The organism is Pseudomonas sp. QL9, from assembly GCF_041409665.1.
Taxonomy (GTDB): domain Bacteria; phylum Pseudomonadota; class Gammaproteobacteria; order Pseudomonadales; family Pseudomonadaceae; genus Pseudomonas; species Pseudomonas knackmussii.
Genome location: NZ_CP166971.1, coordinates 5078396 through 5095894 on the forward strand (window position 1 = coordinate 5078396; position 17499 = coordinate 5095894).

Consider the following 17499-nt stretch of genomic DNA (forward strand, 5'->3'; position numbering starts at 1 on the left):
CAGGTCAGGATACTCCGCGGCGCGCGCCTGTCTGGAAGATTTGTGCAGGCCGGCTAGCCCAGGTGCAGCAGGGCGGTCGCGCCCACCAGCGTGCCGGCGGCGGCCACGGCGTAGGTCGCCAGCTGCACCCAGCGACGGCGGGTCAGCAGGCAGATGGCGGCCAGGGAGATCGCCACCTGGACCAGCAGCATGCCCTGGGCCCAGCGGTGGTGCTGGTGCAGGGCTTGCTCGCTGAGCGCCTCGTTGTGCGCCACCTCGCGCTCCTGCTGTTCGGCCTGGGCGCGGATCTGCTGTTTCTGCAGCGCGTACTTCTGCCTCTCTTGCTCGAAGTGCTCGACTTTCTGCGCGTCGCCAGCGGACAGGGTCGCGCCCAACTCGGCGAGGTTCTGCTTCTCGCCCTTGGCCTGGTAGTAGCCCCACTGGTTGGCCGCCTCGGTCTTGGCTACTGCCTCGGCGTTCTTGTAGTAGAGCGCCAGGCTCTCGGTGGAGCCGCTCTGGTAGGCGAAGACCGCGCCGAGGGTGGCGAGTATCGCGGTGGCGACTGCCATGCTGCCGGTCAGGCGGTCGCGCTTGGGGTGATGCAGGGAGTGTTCGACGGCGTGGTCGTGGGGGCCGTGGACTTCGTATTCGGTGGACATGCGCAGGAGGCTCCGGAACAGGCGGGCGTTGCATCCGGCAACGCCCGATTGGGCCGCGAGAGCCTCTGGCCTGCGCCTTAAGGCCTCCTTAAGCCCCGTTGGCAGCGAAGCTGTCGCTGCGCGCCATGCGCCAGATGCGCTCGTAGAACTCGCCCTCGATATTTCCCGAGAGCAGTTCGCCGGGCTTGAGGAAGTAATGCAGGTGCGAGAACAGGCGGATCTCGGTAGCCGAGACGCGGCGCACCAGGTGCTTGGCTTCCAGTTCCGATGGGCACTCGATGCCGGCGGCGGCGACCATCTCGGCCAGCGCCTTGAGGGTGTTGCGGTGGAAGTTGTAGACGCGCTCGGCCTTGTCCGGCACCACCAGCGCGCGCTGGCGCAGCGGGTCCTGGGTGGCCACGCCGGTCGGGCACTTGTTGGTGTGGCAACTCTGCGACTGGATACAGCCGATGGCGAACATGAAGCCACGCGCCGAGTTGGCCCAGTCGGCGCCCATGGCCAGCACGCTGGCGATGTCGAAGGCGCTGACGATCTTGCCGCTGGCGCCGATGCGGATCTTGTCGCGCAGGTTCAGGCCCACCAGGGTGTTGTGCACGAACAGCAGGCCCTCGCGCAGCGGCAGGCCGATGTGGTCGGTGAACTCCAGGGGCGCGGCGCCGGTGCCGCCTTCCTTGCCGTCGACGACGATGAAGTCGGGGAGGATGCCAGTCTCGTGCATGGCCTTGGCGATGCCCATGAATTCCCACGGGTGGCCGATGCACAGCTTGAAGCCCACCGGCTTGCCACCGGACAGCTCACGCAGGCGGGCGATGAAATCGAGCAGCTCCTTCGGCGTGCTGAACTCGCTGTGGCGCGAGGGCGACACGCAGTCCTGGCCCATCGGCACGCCACGGGTAGCGGCGATCTCCGGGGTGACCTTGTGCTTGGGCAGGATGCCGCCGTGGCCGGGCTTGGCGCCTTGGCTGAGCTTGATCTCGATCATCTTCACCTGCGGGTCCTTCGCCTGCGCGGAGAACTTTTCCGGGCTGAAGGTGCCGTCGTCGTTGCGGCAGCCGAAGTAGCCGCTGCCCAGCTCCCAGGTCAGGTCGCCGCCGTTCTCGCGGTGGTACGGGCTGATGCTGCCTTCGCCGGTGTCGTGGGCGAAGTTGCCGAGCTTGGCGCCCTTGTTCAGCGCGCGGATGGCGTTGGCGCTGAGGGCACCGAAGCTCATGGCCGAGATGTTGAAGATCGAGATCGAGTACGGCTGCTTGCACTCCGGGCCGCCGACGTCGACGCGGAAGGTGCAGGGGTCGGCCACCGGCGCCGGGCGGATGGAGTGGGCGATGAACTCGAAGCCGGACTGGTAGACGTCGATCAGGGTGCCGAAGGGCTTGTCGGCGGACTCGTTCTTCGCCCGCGAGTAGACCAGCGCCCGTTGCGCGCGGGAGAAGGGCAGGGCGTCGTTGTCGCCTTCGAGCAGGTACTGGCGGATTTCCGGGCGGATGCCCTCGACCAGGTAGCGAATGTTGCCGAGGATCGGGTAGTTGCGGCGCACCGCGTGGGGTTCCTGCAGCAGATCGAAGACGCCGAGCAGGCTGAGGGCGAGGGTCAGCAGGGTGAAGGGCCAGACCCAGTCATGGCCGAGGAACGGCAGGCTGAACAGGGTGAAGAGCACGCAGGCGGCGAAGAAGGCATAGCGGCTGAGCAGCGACAGGTTCATGGAGTCTCCAGTCGACGGACGAATCACGGTGGGGAGAGCCGAAAGGGCCACGACAGAGCATGGCAGGCCTCGCGCAAACGCGCCTGGGCGAGGTTGGATCCGGCAGGTATTCAGAAGTCTTTCTAGTGATGAAGGGCGTCGACGGTAGCTCGCGGTGAGCGAAAAAGAAAGCAAGCTAACGATATTTGCCGGGGCTGAGAAAGGGTGTTTCGGTTGTGGCAAAAATGCAGGTGCCCGTCTTTGGCAATGCGGTGTCGTTTTCGTAGGAGCGAGGGGTAAGCCTGGTTCTTGCTCGCGAACGGTGTTTACCAGATGCGCCGGCGTTTCGGCCTCTTCCTGAAGGGAGAGGGGCCGTTCGGCGTGGGCACCGGAGGACGGTGTCAGGATTCATCCGCGAAAATCCCTGCGCCGATCTGCCGTAGGGCGCATAACCGCGTTCACGGTTATGCGCCGCCGCCCACCACGAAAATGGCGGATAACCCCTTCGGGGTTATTCGCCCTACGGGGTTGGCATTCGTGCCGTGCGATTCGCGGGGAAGACCGGGTGAGAAATCGGCGCGCCTCAGCACGCGATCACATTCACCGCCAGCCCGCCCTTCGAGGTTTCCTTGTACTTGTCCATCATGTCGCGCCCGGTGTCGCGCAGGGTGGCGATGGCCTTGTCCAGCGACACCAGGTGCTGGCCGTCGCCGCGCAGGGCCAGTTGCGCGGCGTTGATCGCCTTCAGCGAGGCCATGGCGTTGCGTTCGATGCAGGGCACCTGGACCAGCCCGGCGACCGGGTCGCAGGTCAGCCCGAGGTTGTGTTCCAGGCCGATTTCCGCGGCGTTCTCCACCTGTTCCAGGCTGCCGCCGAGAACCTCTGCCAACCCGGCGGCGGCCATCGCGCAGGCCGAGCCGACCTCACCCTGGCAGCCGACTTCGGCGCCGGAGATGGAGGCGTTGAGCTTGCACAGGATGCCGATGGCGGCGGCGGTAAGCAGGTAGCGCTCGATGGCATCCATGGGCGCGTCGGGCTGGTAGTGGGCGTAGTAGTGCAGCACCGCCGGGACAATCCCCGCCGCGCCATTGGTTGGCGCCGTCACCACCCGGCCGCCGGCGGCGTTTTCCTCGTTCACCGCCAGTGCCCAGAGGTCGACCCAGTCCATGGCGCCCAGGGTGCTGGCGATCAGGTTGCCGCTGCCGGCCTCGTTGAGCCGGCGGTAAAGCATGGGCGCGCGGCGGCGCACCTTGAGGCCTCCAGGCAGGGTGCCTTCGGTTTCCAGGCCGCGCTGCACGCAGGCCTGCATTTCCGCCCAGATGTGCGCGAGGCCGGCGTGGATTTCGGCTTCGCTGCGCAGCGCCCGTTCGTTGGCCCACATCAGGTCGCTGATGCGCCGGAAACCATTGGCGTGGCACAGCCGCAGCAGTTCCTCGGCGCTGTGGAAGGGATGGGGCATGGGATTGTCGGGCAGGGCGCGGTCGGTGTTGAAGTCGGCCTCGTCGACCACGAAGCCGCCGCCCACCGAGTAGCAGGTGCGTTCGGCGAGCAGGTGGCCGTGGCGCTCCAGGGCACGCAGGTGCATGCCGTTGGGGTGCGAGGGCAGGCTGCCGTCGTGGAATACCAGGTCGCGGCCGGGGCTGAAGTCGATGACGTGTTCGCCGTCCAGCGCCAGGCTGTGCTCGGCGAAGATGGCGTCGACCAGCGGTGCCAGGGCCGCCGGGTCGGCATCCGCCGGGTCGATGCCGAGCAGGCCGATCAGGCAGGCGCGGTCGGTGGCATGGCCCTTGCCGGTAGCGCTGAGCGAGCCGTAGAGGTTCACCTCGACCCGCGCTACGCGGTGCAGCAGGTGGTCCGAACGCAGGCGTTCCACGAACTCGCGGGTGGCGCGCATGGGCCCCACGGTGTGCGAGCTGGACGGGCCGACGCCGGGCTTGAACATGTCGAAGACGCTGAGGGTCATGGCGGTGTACCTCCTGCCTTCAAGCATGGACCGGATCGGGCGGGTGGTCGATTGCGGGATTTTTCGAGGACGAGATCCGCGCCTACAGGTGGCAGGGGAGCGCCGCCGGATCAGGCCTGCGCCTGCAGGAACAGCGAGAACAGTTCCGACTGCGACTTGATCCCCAGCTTGCTGTACATGTGCTTGCGGTGGACCTTCACGGTCTCCGCCGAGATCGTCAGCTTGCGGGCGATTTCCTTGCTCGAGCAGCCGCTGAGCATCAGCCGGCCGACTTCCAGTTCGCGGGCGGTCAGCGGGGTTTCCAGGCGTTCGACGGTTTCTTCCAGGCGGCTTTGCCAGCGCGGCGCCGGGGCTACCGCGCTTTCCAGCAGTTCGCGCTCGAAGGCCATGCGCTGGCGCATCAGGCTGCTCACCCAGGGGCGGACCAGGTCGAGCAGGGCGATCTGTTCGGGGTTGAAGCGGCCCTTGCTGCCCAGCGACAGGCAGAGGGTGCGCTCGCTATCCAGCTGGACGTTGAACTGCACCTCGTCGGCGACCACGTTGAGGCGGAAGTAGCGCTGGTAGTAGTCGGTCTGCTCGAAGCATTCCGGGGCCACGTCGGCCAGGCGCTGCAGGCCGCTGCGCGGGTTTTCGCGGCTGGCGATGTAGAAGGGGTCGAGCAGGTAGAGGCCCTTGAGATAGTCCTGGAACAGCGGGTCGGGGCCGCCGTCCTCGCCCGGGCATTCGGCGAACACCTGCGGCCGGCCGCTGCTGAAGAGCAGGACCACCCAGCTGTCGAAAGGCACATACTCCCCGAGCAGGCGCACCAGGGCGAGCCAGAAGTTGGGCTGGTCCAGGCTCTCGATCAGCTGCCCGACCGAGCGGTGCCAGGCGATGTCCTGCAGCGAAAGGTTCATGCCTCTACCCCTGTTGGGTTACCACGTGGGCGTAATTACTCCGGCGCCCGGGCGAGCCGCATACTCGCCGCATGCCTGACACCGGCCGGCGCATTCTGAGCCTTTTGCCCCGCCCGGTCACTGCAAGACAAGAAACCGAGGAAGCCGAATGAAAGTCGAACTCGTGCAACTGGCCGGCCGTGATGGCGATGTGGCCTGGAACCTGGCCCGAACCCTGGAGGCGATCCACGCCTGTGCTGCCGACAGCCAGCTGGTGGTGTTCCCCGAGACCCAGCTGACCGGCTTCCCCACCGAGGACAACATCGCCGCGGTCGCCGAGCCCATCGACGGCCCGAGCGTGCAGGCCGTGCAGCGCGCCGCACGAGAGAAGAACATTTCCGTCGTCGTTGGCTTCGCCGAGGCCGCTGACGGGCGCTTCTACAACACCACGCTGCTGATCACTCCCGAAGGTATCGCCCTGAAGTACCGCAAGACGCACCTGTGGGCGTCGGACCGCGGCATCTTCACGCCGGGCGACCGCTACGCCACCTGCCTGTGGAACGGCATCCGCGTGGGCATCGTGATCTGCTTCGACATCGAATTCCCCGAGTCCGCCCGCGCCCTCGGCCAGCTCGGCGCCGAGCTGATCCTGGTGACCAACGGCAACATGGACCCCTACGGCCCCACCCACCGCACCGCGATCATGGGCCGGGCCATGGAAAACCAGGCCTACGCGGTGATGGTCAACCGCGTCGGCGAAGGCGACGACGGCCTGGTTTTCGCCGGCGGCAGCGCGGTGGTCGACCCGTACGGGCAGCTGATCTGCGAGGCCGGCCGCGAGGAATGCCGGCAGATCGTCGAGCTGGACCTGGAGCGCCTGCAACAGGCGCGCCGCGACTACAGCTACCTCGCCGAACGCCGCTTCGTCCTGCCGGGCGAGCTGCGCGAGCACGCCGATGGCCGCCGCGAGCTGCTGATTCCGGGCTGAGCCCCGGAAGGCGCAGGGCCGCGCCAGCGATCTTCCGAAAAGAAACAGGCGGGAGCTTCCCCCGCCAGCAGCGCCCTGGGTGAGGGGGGCTGCTCTTGCACGCGTCGATTTCGACTCTGCCATAACAACCACAACTCGGAGTAATCAGTAATGGCTCGACTCAAGCGGACGCTGTCCCTGGGTTCGGTGGTGCTTTTCGGCATCGCCTACATGACCCCGATCATCGTGCTCGGCACCTTCGGCATCCTCGCCGAGACCACCCAGGGCCTGGTGCCCTCGGCCTACCTGGTGGCCTCTGTGGCCATGCTCTTCACGGCGCTCAGCTACGGGCGCATGGCCGCCGCCTTCCCGGTGGCCGGTTCGGCCTATACCTATGTGCGCAAGTCGATCAGCCCGAAACTGGGCTTCCTCGCCGGTTGGGGCGTGCTGCTCGACTACCTGTTCCTGCCCATGGCCATCTGGCTGATCGGCGCCGCCTACCTGCACTCGGCCTTCCCGGCGGTGCCGCAGGCGCTCTGGGTGCTGGCCTTCATCGGCGTGACCACGGCGATCAACGTAATCGGCCTGAACCTGGCCAAGAGCGTCAACAACGTGCTGATGCTGGTGCAGTTCCTGGTTCTCGCGGCCTTCGTCGTGTTGGCGGTGCATTACGTGCTGGGCGATCCGAGCAAGCCGCTGTGGTCGCTGCAGCCGTTCTTCAAGGACGGCGTACAGTTCCCGTTGATCATGAGCGGCGCGGCCATCGCCTGCTATTCGTTCCTCGGCTTCGACGCGGTCAGCACCCTCACCGAGGAAACCCATGAGCCGCGCAAGAACATCCCGCGCGCCATCCTGCTGATTACCCTGATCGGCGGCTTCATTTTCATCGCCGCCAGCTACTTCGTGCAGCTCGCGCACCCGTCCATCGAGTTCCAGAATGCCGACTCGGCGGCCTACGAGATCGCCCGCAACATCGGCGGCGACCTGTTCGTCAGCCTCTTCCTCATCGGCCTGATCGTCGGCCAGTTCACCTCCGGCCTGTCGGCCCAGGCCAGCGCTTCGCGCCTGCTGTTCGCCATGGGCCGCGACGGCGTGCTGCCCAAGGCCTTCTTCGGCACGCTGAGCGAGCGCTTCGGCACCCCGGTAGGCAGCATCGTGCTGTGCGGCGTGGTGGCCCTGCTGGCGCTGGAGATGGACGTGACCACCTCGACCTCGTTCATCAACTTCGGCGCGTTCCTGGCCTTCAGCCTGGTGAACCTGTCGGTGATCTTCCACTACTGGATCGGCGGCAAGCAGCGCGGCCCGCGCGAGCTGGTGCTGTTCCTGCTGTTCCCGCTGATCGGCCTGGTCGCCGACCTCTGGCTGATGGTCAGCCTCGATCACCTGGCGATCTACCTGGGCCTGTCCTGGCTGACCGTCGGCGTCATCTACCTGGGCCTGCTGACCGGCGGATTCCGCCAGCAGCCGCCGGAGATGCACTTCGAGGAAGCCTGACGTTGAAGGTCTATGCTTGCGGCTCCCTTGGCCGCAAGCAGGACCGCCGCGATGAGCGCCGACCGCCGCGTCACCTTCTATCACTCCCCGCAGACCCGCTCCTCCGGCACCCTGGCGTTGCTGGAGGAACTGGGCGCCGACTACGACCTGCAGCTGCTCAACATGCAGGCCGACGAGCAACGCCAGCCGGCCTACCTGGCCATCAACCCGATGGGCAAGGTCCCGGCCATTCGCCACGGCGAGGCGCTGGTGACCGAGCAGGGCGCCGTCTACATCTACCTGGCCGATCTCTACCCGGAGGCCGGCCTCGCCCCGGCCATCGGCGATCCGCTGCGCGGACCCTACCTGCGCTGGCTGGTGTTTTACGGTTCGAGCTTCGAGCCGGCGGTCACCGACCGTTCCCTGGGCCGCGAGCCGGCGCCGCGCAACCGCAGCCCCTACGGCGACTTCGAGACGGTGATCAAGGTGATCGACGAGCAATTGGCCAAGGGCCCGTACCTGCTCGGCGAGCGCTTTACCGCCGCTGACGTGCTCTGGGGTTCGGCGCTGGCCTGGACCACGCACTTCGGCATAGTGCCGAAGACCCCGGCCATCGAGGGCTACATCGCGAGGGTCACTTCGCGCCCGGTCTTCGCCCGGGTTGCCGAGCGCGACGCGCAATGGGCCGCGCAGCATGCTGCGGCGGCCGGCAGGGGCTAGAGGGCGTCTCGCGAGGTCACCGGCGATTGCCTCCAGGCTGGCCAGAGCAGCGTCAGGGCGAACAGCAGCACCGGCCAGACCAGCAGGTTGACTGCGCTCCAGCCGAGGCCGGTGATGAGCGCGCCAGAGCTGAGCGACATGGCGGCGGCCATCAGGCTGTTGCCCTGTTCCATCAGCCCCTGGGCCTGGCCGCGTTCGGCCTCGCTGTGGCCTTCGCCGAGCAGGGTGGTGCCGGCCACCAGCAGCAGGTTCCAGCCCAGCCCGAGCAGCAGCGAGCTGACCAGGAAGTGCGCCGTGGACAGCCCGCCCAAGGCGATGCCGGCGCTGGCCGCGAGGGTGGCGATGCCGAGCAGGGCCACGCGGCGGCTACCTATGCGGTCGATCAGAGGGCCGGCGACGAAGGCCGGGAGGAACATGCCGAGGATGTGCCACTGGATCACGCTCACCGAGTCCTTCAGCGGCAGGCCGCAGAACTGCATGGCCAGCGGCGTGGCGTTCATGATCAGGATCATCAGCCCGTGGCCGGCGGCGGAACAGGCGATGGCGGCGCGCACCAGCGGCCGGCCGAGCAGTTCGCGCATGGCCGCCAGGCTGCTGCGTGCCGGACGCGGGGCGGCGCCTTCGCGCAGTCGGGCCATGGTCAGCAGCCCGGCGACGGCGAGGCCTGCAATCGCCAGGTAGGCGCCGACGAACGGCGTCGGCAGGGCGTTACGCGACCACAGCGCGAGACTCGGGGCGAGCAGCGCAGCCAGCACGCCGCCGCCGAACACATAGGCGCTGGCGCGACCCTTCTGCGCTTCGCCGACCGCTTCCAGGGCGGCGAAGCGGTAGTACATCGCCGAAGCCTGGTAGGCACCGATCGGCAGGGAACCCAGGCACAGCAACCAGAACGAGCCGACTTGCACGCCGAGGGCGCAGACCAGCCCGCCGGCTACGCCGCAGGCGGCGCCGAGCATCAGCCCCGGACGTCGGCCGTGGCGCTGCATGAACAGCGACAGCGGCTGTACCGCCAGCAGGTTGCCGAGTACCAGCAAGGCCAGGGGCAGGGTCGCCAGGGCGTTGATCGGCGCCAGTTGCGCGCCGATCAGCGAGGTCAGGGTGATGCCGATCAGCGAGCAGGACCAGTACAGCGCCTGGCCGAGGAACAGCAGCCGCAGGGCGGCATTGCGCAGCAGGAGCATGGTCGTTTCCTCAGCGCTGGCAGCCGCCGGGCTTGAGCACCCGTTCGGTCGAGGCCGGGTCCTTCGCCAGCATCGCCGCCGGGCGCCGCGGCCGTTGCAGCAACTCGCCCGCACAGTTCGGGCAGCTGCCGCCGAGTACGTTCTCGGCGCAGTCGCTGCAGAAAGTGCATTCGTAGGTGCAGATGCGCGCGTCCGTGCTTTCTGGCGGCAGGTCGCGGTCGCAGCATTCGCAGTTGGGGCGAAGTTCGAGCATGGCGAGGTCCTTCTGTGGGGGGAGAGTCAGGCGTCGGCGAGCAGGCCGAAGCGTTCGGCGTATTCCTGGGGGCTGACCGACAGGTGTTTGTGGAAGGTGCGGCGCAGGTTCTCCGGGTGGCCGAAGCCGCAAAGCCGGGCGACCGTGCCGATGGACGCCTGGGCGTCCTGCAGCAGGGCGCGCGCAGCCTCCAGGCGCACTTTCTCGACGTAGCGGCCCGGCGCCAGGCCCAGTTCGCTGATGAATACCCGCGAGAGCGTGCGCGGGCTCATGCACGCCTGTTCGGCCAGGGCTTCCAGCGAGAGATCGGCGCCAAGGTTGGCCGGGATCCATTCCAGCAACGCTGCCAGGCGCGGCGCGCGGACCGGCTCGGGAGTCAGCCAGGTGCTGAACTGCGCCTGGCCGCCGGGGCGTTTGAGGAACATCACCAGGCGCCGTGCGACAGCGAGGGCGATTGGCCGGCCAAGGTCGGCCTCGACCAATGCGAGGGCGAGGTCGATGCCGGCAGTGACACCGGCGGAGGTGAAGACGTGATCGTCGCCGTCGCGCCGGCTCGGATCGTAGGTGTGCAGGCGGTCGCCCTGGACGTGCACCGAGGGATAGCACTCGCGCAGGTTGTCGACGTCCGCCCAGTGGGTGGTGGCGCTACGCCCGTCGAGCACGCCGGCGGCGGCCAGCAGCAGCGCACCCGAGCACACCGAGCCGAGGCGGCGCACTTCGCGCTCGGCGCTATGCAGCCAGGCGAGCAGGGCGGTGTTCCCGCGCTGTTCGGTGACGCCGGCGCCACCGGGGATCAGCAAGGTGTCGAGGCTGGAAAGGGGCGTCTCACGCCAGGCCGCATCGGTGTAAATGCGCAGGCCAGCGGAGGTAGGCACCGGGCCGGCTTGCTCGCCGAGCACGAGGATTTCATAGGCGGCAGGCAAGCCCTGGCGCTGGCGTTCGACATTCGCCGAGGCGAACACCTGCAGCGGCCCGGTGACGTCGAGGCTCATGACGTCCGGGTAGATCAGGCTGGCGATGCGGCGCGGCTTGTCCATGGTGGGGCTCCCTCGTTAATGGCGCGAGTGTGCGCCGGGCCGAGGATGGCTTCAATGTCATATGCCCCACAGATATTGCCAGGCAAACCCTGTGCCGGTACGCCAGGAACGGCGGAAACGAAAAAGCCCGGCGTTGGGCCGGGCTTTTCGTTGGGGATGCCGGAGCATCACTCGGGCATGTGCCATTCCTGCAGGCGGTAGCCGTCGCGGTTCAGCTCCTCGCGGGCCTGAGTCAGCAGGTCGGCCAGGCGTGCTGGGTCGGAGTAGTCCGCGGAGGAAATGCGGGTCAAGCCGAGCAGGCGGGTACCGGTGCGGTCGACGACCGAGAGGTCGAGGCTGCCATCGCCGACCTGGTCGATCCAGGTGACGCATTGGAAGGGCTGGAAGGCTCGTCCGGTGATCAGCAGAGCCTCGTTGAAACGAAGGGGTGCGTTCATGGCGTTACACTCGCTGCGTGGTTCATCCATCGCTGTTAGGTGGGGCGGGACCGCGTGATCCGCCCGTTCGTACAGCCAATGGATGTTTGCAGCCACATGGAAAGTCACAGCCGTTGTCGCTTTTGTGAACAGAGTTGTCGCTAAAAAAACAGGGGGATTGCCGGCAATGTACCGGGCAATCCCCCTGCAGGGCTTCTGCGACGCGGCTTGCGGCGCGGTCGCGGGGTGCGCCTATGCGTCGCAGCGGTTTTTCACGCCTGCATGGCCCAGCCTTCCACTGCCATCGCCGCCTGGCGCAGGGCCTCGGAGCGGGTCGGGTGCGGGTGGCAGGTGCGCGCCACGTCCTCGGAAGCGGCGGCGAACTCCATGGCCACGCAGAACTCGGCGATCATGTCGCCAACGTTCGGCCCGACCATGTGCACGCCGAGGATTTCGTCGCTGCGCTCGTCCGCCAGGACCTTCACGAAGCCTTCGGTCTCGTGGTTGATCTTCGCCCGGCTGTTGGCCGTGAAGGGGAACTTGCCGACCTTGTAGGTGCGGCCTTCGGCCTTGAGCTGTTCCTCGGTCTTGCCCACGGTGGCCACTTCCGGGGAGGTGTAGATGACGCCGGGGATGACGTCGTAGTTGACCTCTCCGGCCTTGCCGGCGATCAGCTCGGCCACCGCGACGGCTTCTTCCTCGGCCTTGTGCGCCAGCATCGGGCCGGCGGTGACGTCGCCGATCACCCAGACGCCCGGCACGCCGCTGCGCAGGTGCTCATTGGCGAGCATGCCGCGCTTGTCGACCTGCAGGCCGACGGTTTCCAGGCCGAGGCCTTGGGTGTAGGGGCGACGACCTATGGCGACCAGTACGTAGTCCGCTTCGATGGCTTCGGCGGCGCCGCCTGCGGCCGGCTCGACCTGCAGGCTGACCTGCTTCGCCGTGGCCTTGGCCTGGGTCACCTTGCTGCCCAGGCGGAACTTCATGCCCTGCTTGGTCAGGGCGCGCTGGAAGGTCTTCGCCGTCTCGTCGTCCATGCCCGGACAGATGCGGTCGAGGTATTCCAGGACAGTCACCTCGGCGCCCAGGCGGCGCCAGACCGAGCCCAGCTCCAGGCCGATCACCCCGGCGCCGATCACCACCAGGTGCTTGGGCACTTCCGGCAGCGAAAGGGCGCCGGTGGAGTCGAGGATGCGTTTGTTGTCGATGGTCACGCCCGGCAGCGGAGTAGGTTCGGAGCCGGTGGCGATGATCACGTTCTTCGCCGTGTGGCTGCTGCTGGAGCCGTCGGCGGCGCTGACCACCACCTTGCCCGGTCCGTCGAGGCGGCCCCAACCCTTGATCCACTCGACCTTGTTCTTGCGGAAGAGGAACTCCACGCCCTTGGTCAGCGCGGTCACGCTCTCGTCCTTCTGTTTCATCATCTGCGCCAGGTCCAGGCTCGGCGTGACCTGGATGCCGAGGCGGGCGAACTCGCCGCCGCTGGCCGCCTCGTACAGTTCGGAGGCGTGCAGCAGCGCCTTGGACGGCATGCAGCCGACGTTCAGGCAGGTGCCGCCGAGGGTTTCGCGGCCCTCCACGCAGGCCACCTTCAGGCCCAGCTGGCCGGCGCGGATGGCGGCGTTGTAGCCGCCCGGACCGCCGCCGATGACGATGACGTCGTAGTCGCTCATGGGTGTTCTCCAGGTTAGAGGCGAGTCCATCGAGGTTAGCGGCTGGCCGGCCATTGGCCAGGCGAGTCGCTGCTGTTTGTATTATGAGCATAATATAAGTATTGCCGCCAAGCGCCTTCGATCGTCAGAGGCCGTGACAGCGGCGGCCCGGCGCAGGAAGATAGCGCCCTGTTTTTTTTCGCAGTCCCGGGAGGACGCATGGACATTCGTTGCGACTTCGACAGCGGCAACATCCAGGTCATCGACGCCAGTAACCCGCAGAACGTGCGTCTGGCGCTGCGCCCCGACCTGAAGAGCCCGCATTTCCAGTGGTTCCACTTCCGCGCCGACGGCCTGCAGCCGGGCCAGCGCTATGAGTTCTGCCTGACCAACGCCGGGCAATCGAGTTACAAGGGCGGCTGGCCGGGCTACCGCGCGGTGGCTTCCTTAGACCAGCGCGACTGGTTCCGCGTACCGACGCGCTTCGACGAGGAAGGCCTGCACTTCAGCCTCGACGCCGAGCAGCCGCAGGCCTGGTTCGCCTATTTCGAGCCGTACAGCCGCGAGCGCCACGCCGCGCTGATCCGCACTGCCGTCGAGGAAGCCGGCGCCGAGCTGATCGCCACCGGCAAGAGCATCGAGGGGCGCGACATCGAGCTGCTGCGCGTCCGTCGCAACCCGCAGGCTTCGCGCAAGCTCTGGTTGATCGCCCAGCAGCACCCCGGCGAGCACATGGCCGAGTGGTTCATGGAAGGGCTGATCGAGCGCCTGCGCCAGCGCGATGACGCGGAGCTCAACGGGCTGCTCGAACAGGCCGAGCTGTACCTGGTGCCGAACATGAACCCTGACGGCGCCTTCCGCGGCCATCTGCGTACCAATGCCGCAGGCACCGACCTCAACCGCGCCTGGCAGGCGCCCAGCGCCGAGGCGAGTCCGGAAGTGCTGTTCGTCCAGGAGCAGATGCGCCAGTACGGCGTGGACCTGTTCCTCGACATCCACGGCGACGAGGAGATCCCCTACGTCTTCGCCGCCGCCTGCGAGGGCAACCCCGGCTACAGCCCGCGTCAAGCGCATCTGGAGCAGGCATTCCGCGCGGGGCTGGAAGCGCGCGGCGAGTTCCAGAGCGTGCATGGCTATCCGCATGACGAGCCGGGCCAGGCGAACATGACGCTGGCCTGCAACTTCGTCGGCGAAACCTACCAGTGCCTGTCGCTGACCCTGGAAATGCCGTTCAAGGACCACGACCTGTCGCCTGATGCCCGCACCGGCTGGAGCGGCGCGCGGGCGAAGAAGCTGGCCGGCGCTGTGCTCTCGACCCTGGCGAGCCTGGTCAACGAACTGCGCTGAAGGGCGACGCCGCCGCGCGATGCCGACTCCGACGGGTGGGCCTCGCGGGCGGAGAGGTCGTCACATCAAGGACATGTGGGGGCGCAATGGCCCCCGCTTCGCATCCACCCCTGCCTGTGGATGCAGGCCCATCGGCAATGCCGGAGAGGGCGCGCGGGCGGTCTGGCGCGCGGGATCCGGAGGGCCGCAATGCCCCTTGCTGACATCAGCTGGCCATTACGCGGATTATTAATCTGACTGTCATAAGAGAGTCACATTAAGAGCATTTAATGATCTCGTCTTCCAACTGCTGGGGCGTTCCCAGCCTCCCTCCCATATTGAGGAATTGACGTGATGCTGCTTAGCAAAACCCGCTTGTCTGTGCTGCTGGCTTCCATGGCCCTGACCGGCCTGGCCCATGCCACCGATGTTACCGGCGCCGGCTCGAGCTTCGTCTACCCGGTCCTGTCCAAGTGGTCGCAGGAATACAGCAAGAGCTCCAGCAATCGCATCAACTACCAATCGATCGGCTCCGGCGGCGGCATCGCCCAGATCAAGGCCGCTACCGTTGACTTCGGCGCCTCCGACGCCCCGCTGTCCGCCGACGACCTGAAGGCCGCTGGCCTGGGCCAGTTCCCGAGCGTGATCGGCGGCATCGTGCCGGTGGTCAACCTCGAAGGCGTCGCCCCGGGCAAACTGCGCCTGGACGGCGAAGTGCTCGGCAAGATCTTCATGGGCTCGATCACCGACTGGAACGATCCGGCCATCGCCGCCCTGAACCCGGACCTGAAGCTGCCGGCTGCCAAGATCACCGTCGTACACCGTTCGGACGGCTCGGGCACCTCCTTCAACTTCACCAACTACCTGTCCAAGGCCAGCGCCGAGTGGAAAGAAAAGGTCGGCTTCGGCACCACCGTACCCTGGCCGGTTGGCATGGGCGGCAAGGGTAACGAAGGCGTTTCCGCCTACGTGAAGCAGGTCAAGAACTCCATCGGCTACGTCGAGTACGCCTACGCCCTGCAGAACAAGATGTCCTACGCCTCGCTGAAGAACGCCGCCGGCAAGTTCGTCGAGCCGAACGCCAAGGCCTTCCAGGCTGCTGCCGACACCGCTGACTGGTCGAGCGCCAAGGACTTCAACCTGATCATGACCAACGCTCCGGGCGACAACGCGTGGCCGATCACCGCCACCACCTGGATCATCATGTACAAGCAACCGAAGAACGCTGAGCAGGCCGCTGCGGCCTTCCACTTCTTCAAGTGGTCCCTGGAGAACGGCCAGCAACAAGCCGCTTCCCTGGACTACGTCGCTCTGCCGAAGTCCCTGGTCGAGCGCATCGAAGGCTACTGGAAGTCGGACTTCGCTCGCTGATCGAGTGAATGACTTGGACCGCCGCCCGGGAGTGCACTCCTTGGCGGCGGTTCGCTTGCTTGGATGAACCGATGTCTACCCAATCCTCCCAGACCATGAGCATCGACAGTCTGCAGTCCGCCAAAGAGGCGGAGGACCGTGCCTTGCGCGATCAGCGCCACGACCGCTGGTTCCGCAATTCCATGTTCGGCGCCGCAGTCCTCGTACTGCTGCTGCTGGCCGGTGTCGCCGGCTCCACCCTCTGGGGCGGCAGCCTGGCCTTCACGACCTTTGGCCTGGATTTCCTCACCAGCACCAAATGGGATGCGGTGAACAACCAGTTTGGCGCCCTGGTACCGATCTACGGCACCCTGGTGACCTCCTTCCTCGCCCTGCTGATCGCCGTGCCGGTCAGTTTCGGCATCGCCATCTTCCTCACCGAGCTCGCGCCCACCTGGCTGCGCATGCCGGTGGCGGCTGCAGTCGAGTTGCTCGCCGGTATTCCGTCGATCATCTACGGCATGTGGGGCCTGTTCATCTTCGGCCCGTTCATGGCCGAGCACCTGGCGCCCGGGATCAACGATTACCTGGGCGCGTTGCCGTTGATCGGCGGCCTGTTCCAGGGCCCGCCGCTGGGCATCGGCATGCTCAGCGCCGGCATCGTCCTGGCGATCATGATCATTCCCTTCATCACCTCGGTGATGAACGAGGTGTTCCACAGCGTACCGACCACCCTCAAGGAGTCGGCCTACGCCCTGGGCAACACCACCTGGGAAGTGGTCTGGGACATCGTCCTGCCGTACACCCGCTCGGCGGTGGTCGGCGGCATCTTCCTCGGCCTCGGCCGCGCCCTCGGCGAAACCATGGCGGTGACCTTCGTGCTGGGCAACTCCCAGCAGTTCTCGGCATCGCTGATGATGCCCAGCTCGTCCATCGCCTCGGTGATCGCCAACGAGTTCAGTGAGGCCTACACCGACCTGCACCGCTCCTCGCTGATCGCCCTGGGCTTCCTGCTGTTCGTGGTCACCTTCGTCGTTCTCGCCGCGGCGCGCCTGATGCTGTTGCGCCTGTCCAAGAAGGAGGGCCTCTGATGAGCGGCAACGAAAGCCTTTACCGCATGCGTGCGCTGAAGAACAACATCGCGATGGTTCTCAGCTGTGGCGCAACCCTGTTCGGCCTGATGTGGCTGGCGTGGATCCTGCTGACCACCATCAGCCACGGTGTCAGCGCGCTGAACCTCGACCTGTTCACCAAGATGACCCCGCCGCCGGGCACCGAGGGTGGCCTGGCCAACGCCTTCTACGGCAGCGCGCTGATGAGCCTGCTGGCGCTGCTGATCGGCACGCCGATCGGCCTGATGGCCGGCATCTGGCTGGCTGAATACGCCCGCCACACCCGCATGGGCATGGTGGTGCGCTTCATCAACGACATCCTGCTGTCGGCTCCGTCGATCGTGCTGGGTCTGTTCGTCTATACCAGCGTGATCCTGCCGCTGAACTACCTCAGCGACCATCGCATCGGCTTCTCCGCCATCGCCGGCGCCCTGGCCCTGGCGCTGCTGGTGATCCCGGTGGTGGTGCGGACCACCGACGAGATGCTCCAGCTGCAGCCGACCACCATGCGCGAAGCCGCGCTGGCCCTCGGCGTGCCGCAATGGAAGCTGACCCTGCAGATCATCCTGCGCGCCGCTCGCGCCGGGGTGGTCACCGGCATCCTGCTGGCGCTGGCGCGCATCACCGGCGAAACCGCGCCGCTGCTGTTCACCGCCTTCGGCAACCAGTTCTGGAGCAGCGACCTGCTCAAACCCATGGCCAACGTACCGGTAGTGATCTTCCAGTACGCCATGAGCCCCTTCGACGACTGGCACGCCCTCGCCTGGGCCGGTGCCCTGGTGCTGACGCTCTTCGTACTGATGCTCAGCCTGACCTCCCGTCTCATCCTCTTGCGCAATAGGGCATCCTGATGACCAG

General features: G+C 66.8%; 16 protein-coding genes. 7 read left to right on the forward strand and 9 right to left on the reverse strand.

The genetic code is table 11. The features are described 5' to 3' along the window. Window positions 1-53: 53 nt before the first annotated feature. The 4 genes from ACA097_RS23645 to ACA097_RS23660 all read right to left on the reverse strand — a co-directional run bounded on the left by ACA097_RS23645 (window position 54) and on the right by ACA097_RS23660 (window position 5175). Window positions 54-638: a DUF4337 domain-containing protein gene (locus ACA097_RS23645; RefSeq protein WP_371366386.1), complete on the reverse strand. Its 585-nt coding sequence runs from the start codon at window positions 636-638 to the stop codon at window positions 54-56. Window positions 639-726: 88 nt separating this feature from the next. Further along, on the reverse strand, window positions 727-2337 hold the full coding sequence (locus ACA097_RS23650) for an FMN-binding glutamate synthase family protein (RefSeq protein WP_160287617.1): 1611 nt from the start codon (window positions 2335-2337) through the stop codon (window positions 727-729). Window positions 2338-2899: 562 nt separating this feature from the next. Further along, entirely contained in the window at window positions 2900-4279 is a 1380-nt protein-coding gene (locus ACA097_RS23655; protein ID WP_160287616.1) for an L-serine ammonia-lyase, read from the reverse strand. Window positions 4280-4389: 110 nt separating this feature from the next. After that, the gene (locus ACA097_RS23660; protein ID WP_160287615.1) at window positions 4390-5175 is read right to left on the reverse strand and encodes a helix-turn-helix transcriptional regulator; all 786 of its coding nucleotides are present in this window, start codon (window positions 5173-5175) and stop codon (window positions 4390-4392) included. A gap of 148 nt (window positions 5176-5323) precedes the next feature. On the opposite strand from ACA097_RS23660, the gene ACA097_RS23665 reads away from it, so the two are divergent. From ACA097_RS23665 to ACA097_RS23675, 3 genes are all read left to right on the forward strand, one after another. Then, window positions 5324-6142, forward strand: a complete 819-nt coding sequence (locus tag ACA097_RS23665) for a carbon-nitrogen hydrolase family protein (protein ID WP_160287614.1) — start codon at window positions 5324-5326, stop codon at window positions 6140-6142. A gap of 150 nt (window positions 6143-6292) precedes the next feature. Further along, window positions 6293-7615, forward strand: a complete 1323-nt coding sequence (locus ACA097_RS23670) for an APC family permease (protein ID WP_371366389.1) — start codon at window positions 6293-6295, stop codon at window positions 7613-7615. Between the two features lie 51 nt (window positions 7616-7666). Further along, a complete protein-coding gene (locus tag ACA097_RS23675) occupies window positions 7667-8314 on the forward strand; it encodes a glutathione S-transferase family protein (RefSeq protein WP_371366392.1) in 648 nt (215 codons plus the stop codon). On the opposite strand, the gene ACA097_RS23680 is transcribed toward ACA097_RS23675, so the two are convergent. The 5 genes from ACA097_RS23680 to lpdA form a co-directional block, all read right to left on the reverse strand. Further along, window positions 8311-9495, reverse strand: a complete 1185-nt coding sequence (locus ACA097_RS23680) for an MFS transporter (protein ID WP_160287611.1) — start codon at window positions 9493-9495, stop codon at window positions 8311-8313. The genes ACA097_RS23675 and ACA097_RS23680 overlap by 4 nt on opposite strands. A gap of 10 nt (window positions 9496-9505) precedes the next feature. Next, the gene (locus tag ACA097_RS23685) at window positions 9506-9748 is read right to left on the reverse strand and encodes a DUF1272 domain-containing protein (protein WP_043253330.1); all 243 of its coding nucleotides are present in this window, start codon (window positions 9746-9748) and stop codon (window positions 9506-9508) included. A gap of 26 nt (window positions 9749-9774) precedes the next feature. Next, the gene (locus ACA097_RS23690) at window positions 9775-10785 is read right to left on the reverse strand and encodes a GlxA family transcriptional regulator (RefSeq protein ID WP_371366395.1); all 1011 of its coding nucleotides are present in this window, start codon (window positions 10783-10785) and stop codon (window positions 9775-9777) included. Window positions 10786-10952: 167 nt separating this feature from the next. Continuing rightward, the gene (locus ACA097_RS23695; protein ID WP_043253328.1) at window positions 10953-11222 is read right to left on the reverse strand and encodes a hypothetical protein; all 270 of its coding nucleotides are present in this window, start codon (window positions 11220-11222) and stop codon (window positions 10953-10955) included. A gap of 251 nt (window positions 11223-11473) precedes the next feature. Continuing rightward, window positions 11474-12874 carry a dihydrolipoyl dehydrogenase gene (gene lpdA, locus ACA097_RS23700; RefSeq protein ID WP_371366397.1) on the reverse strand — a complete coding sequence of 467 codons (1401 nt, stop codon included), beginning with the start codon at window positions 12872-12874 and terminating at the stop codon, window positions 11474-11476. 198 nt (window positions 12875-13072) lie between these two features. On the opposite strand from lpdA, the gene ACA097_RS23705 reads away from it, so the two are divergent. From ACA097_RS23705 to pstA, 4 genes are all read left to right on the forward strand, one after another. Then, window positions 13073-14200: a M14-type cytosolic carboxypeptidase gene (locus ACA097_RS23705; RefSeq protein WP_371366399.1), complete on the forward strand. Its 1128-nt coding sequence runs from the start codon at window positions 13073-13075 to the stop codon at window positions 14198-14200. Window positions 14201-14533: 333 nt separating this feature from the next. Then, a complete protein-coding gene (gene pstS, locus ACA097_RS23710; protein WP_084166666.1) occupies window positions 14534-15550 on the forward strand; it encodes a phosphate ABC transporter substrate-binding protein PstS in 1017 nt (338 codons plus the stop codon). A gap of 95 nt (window positions 15551-15645) precedes the next feature. Beyond that, a complete protein-coding gene (gene pstC / locus ACA097_RS23715; protein ID WP_167333394.1) occupies window positions 15646-16620 on the forward strand; it encodes a phosphate ABC transporter permease subunit PstC in 975 nt (324 codons plus the stop codon). Then, the gene (pstA, locus tag ACA097_RS23720) at window positions 16620-17492 is read left to right on the forward strand and encodes a phosphate ABC transporter permease PstA (RefSeq protein ID WP_043253323.1); all 873 of its coding nucleotides are present in this window, start codon (window positions 16620-16622) and stop codon (window positions 17490-17492) included. Before pstC ends, pstA begins: the two co-directional genes overlap by 1 nt. Window positions 17493-17499: the final 7 nt, after the last annotated feature.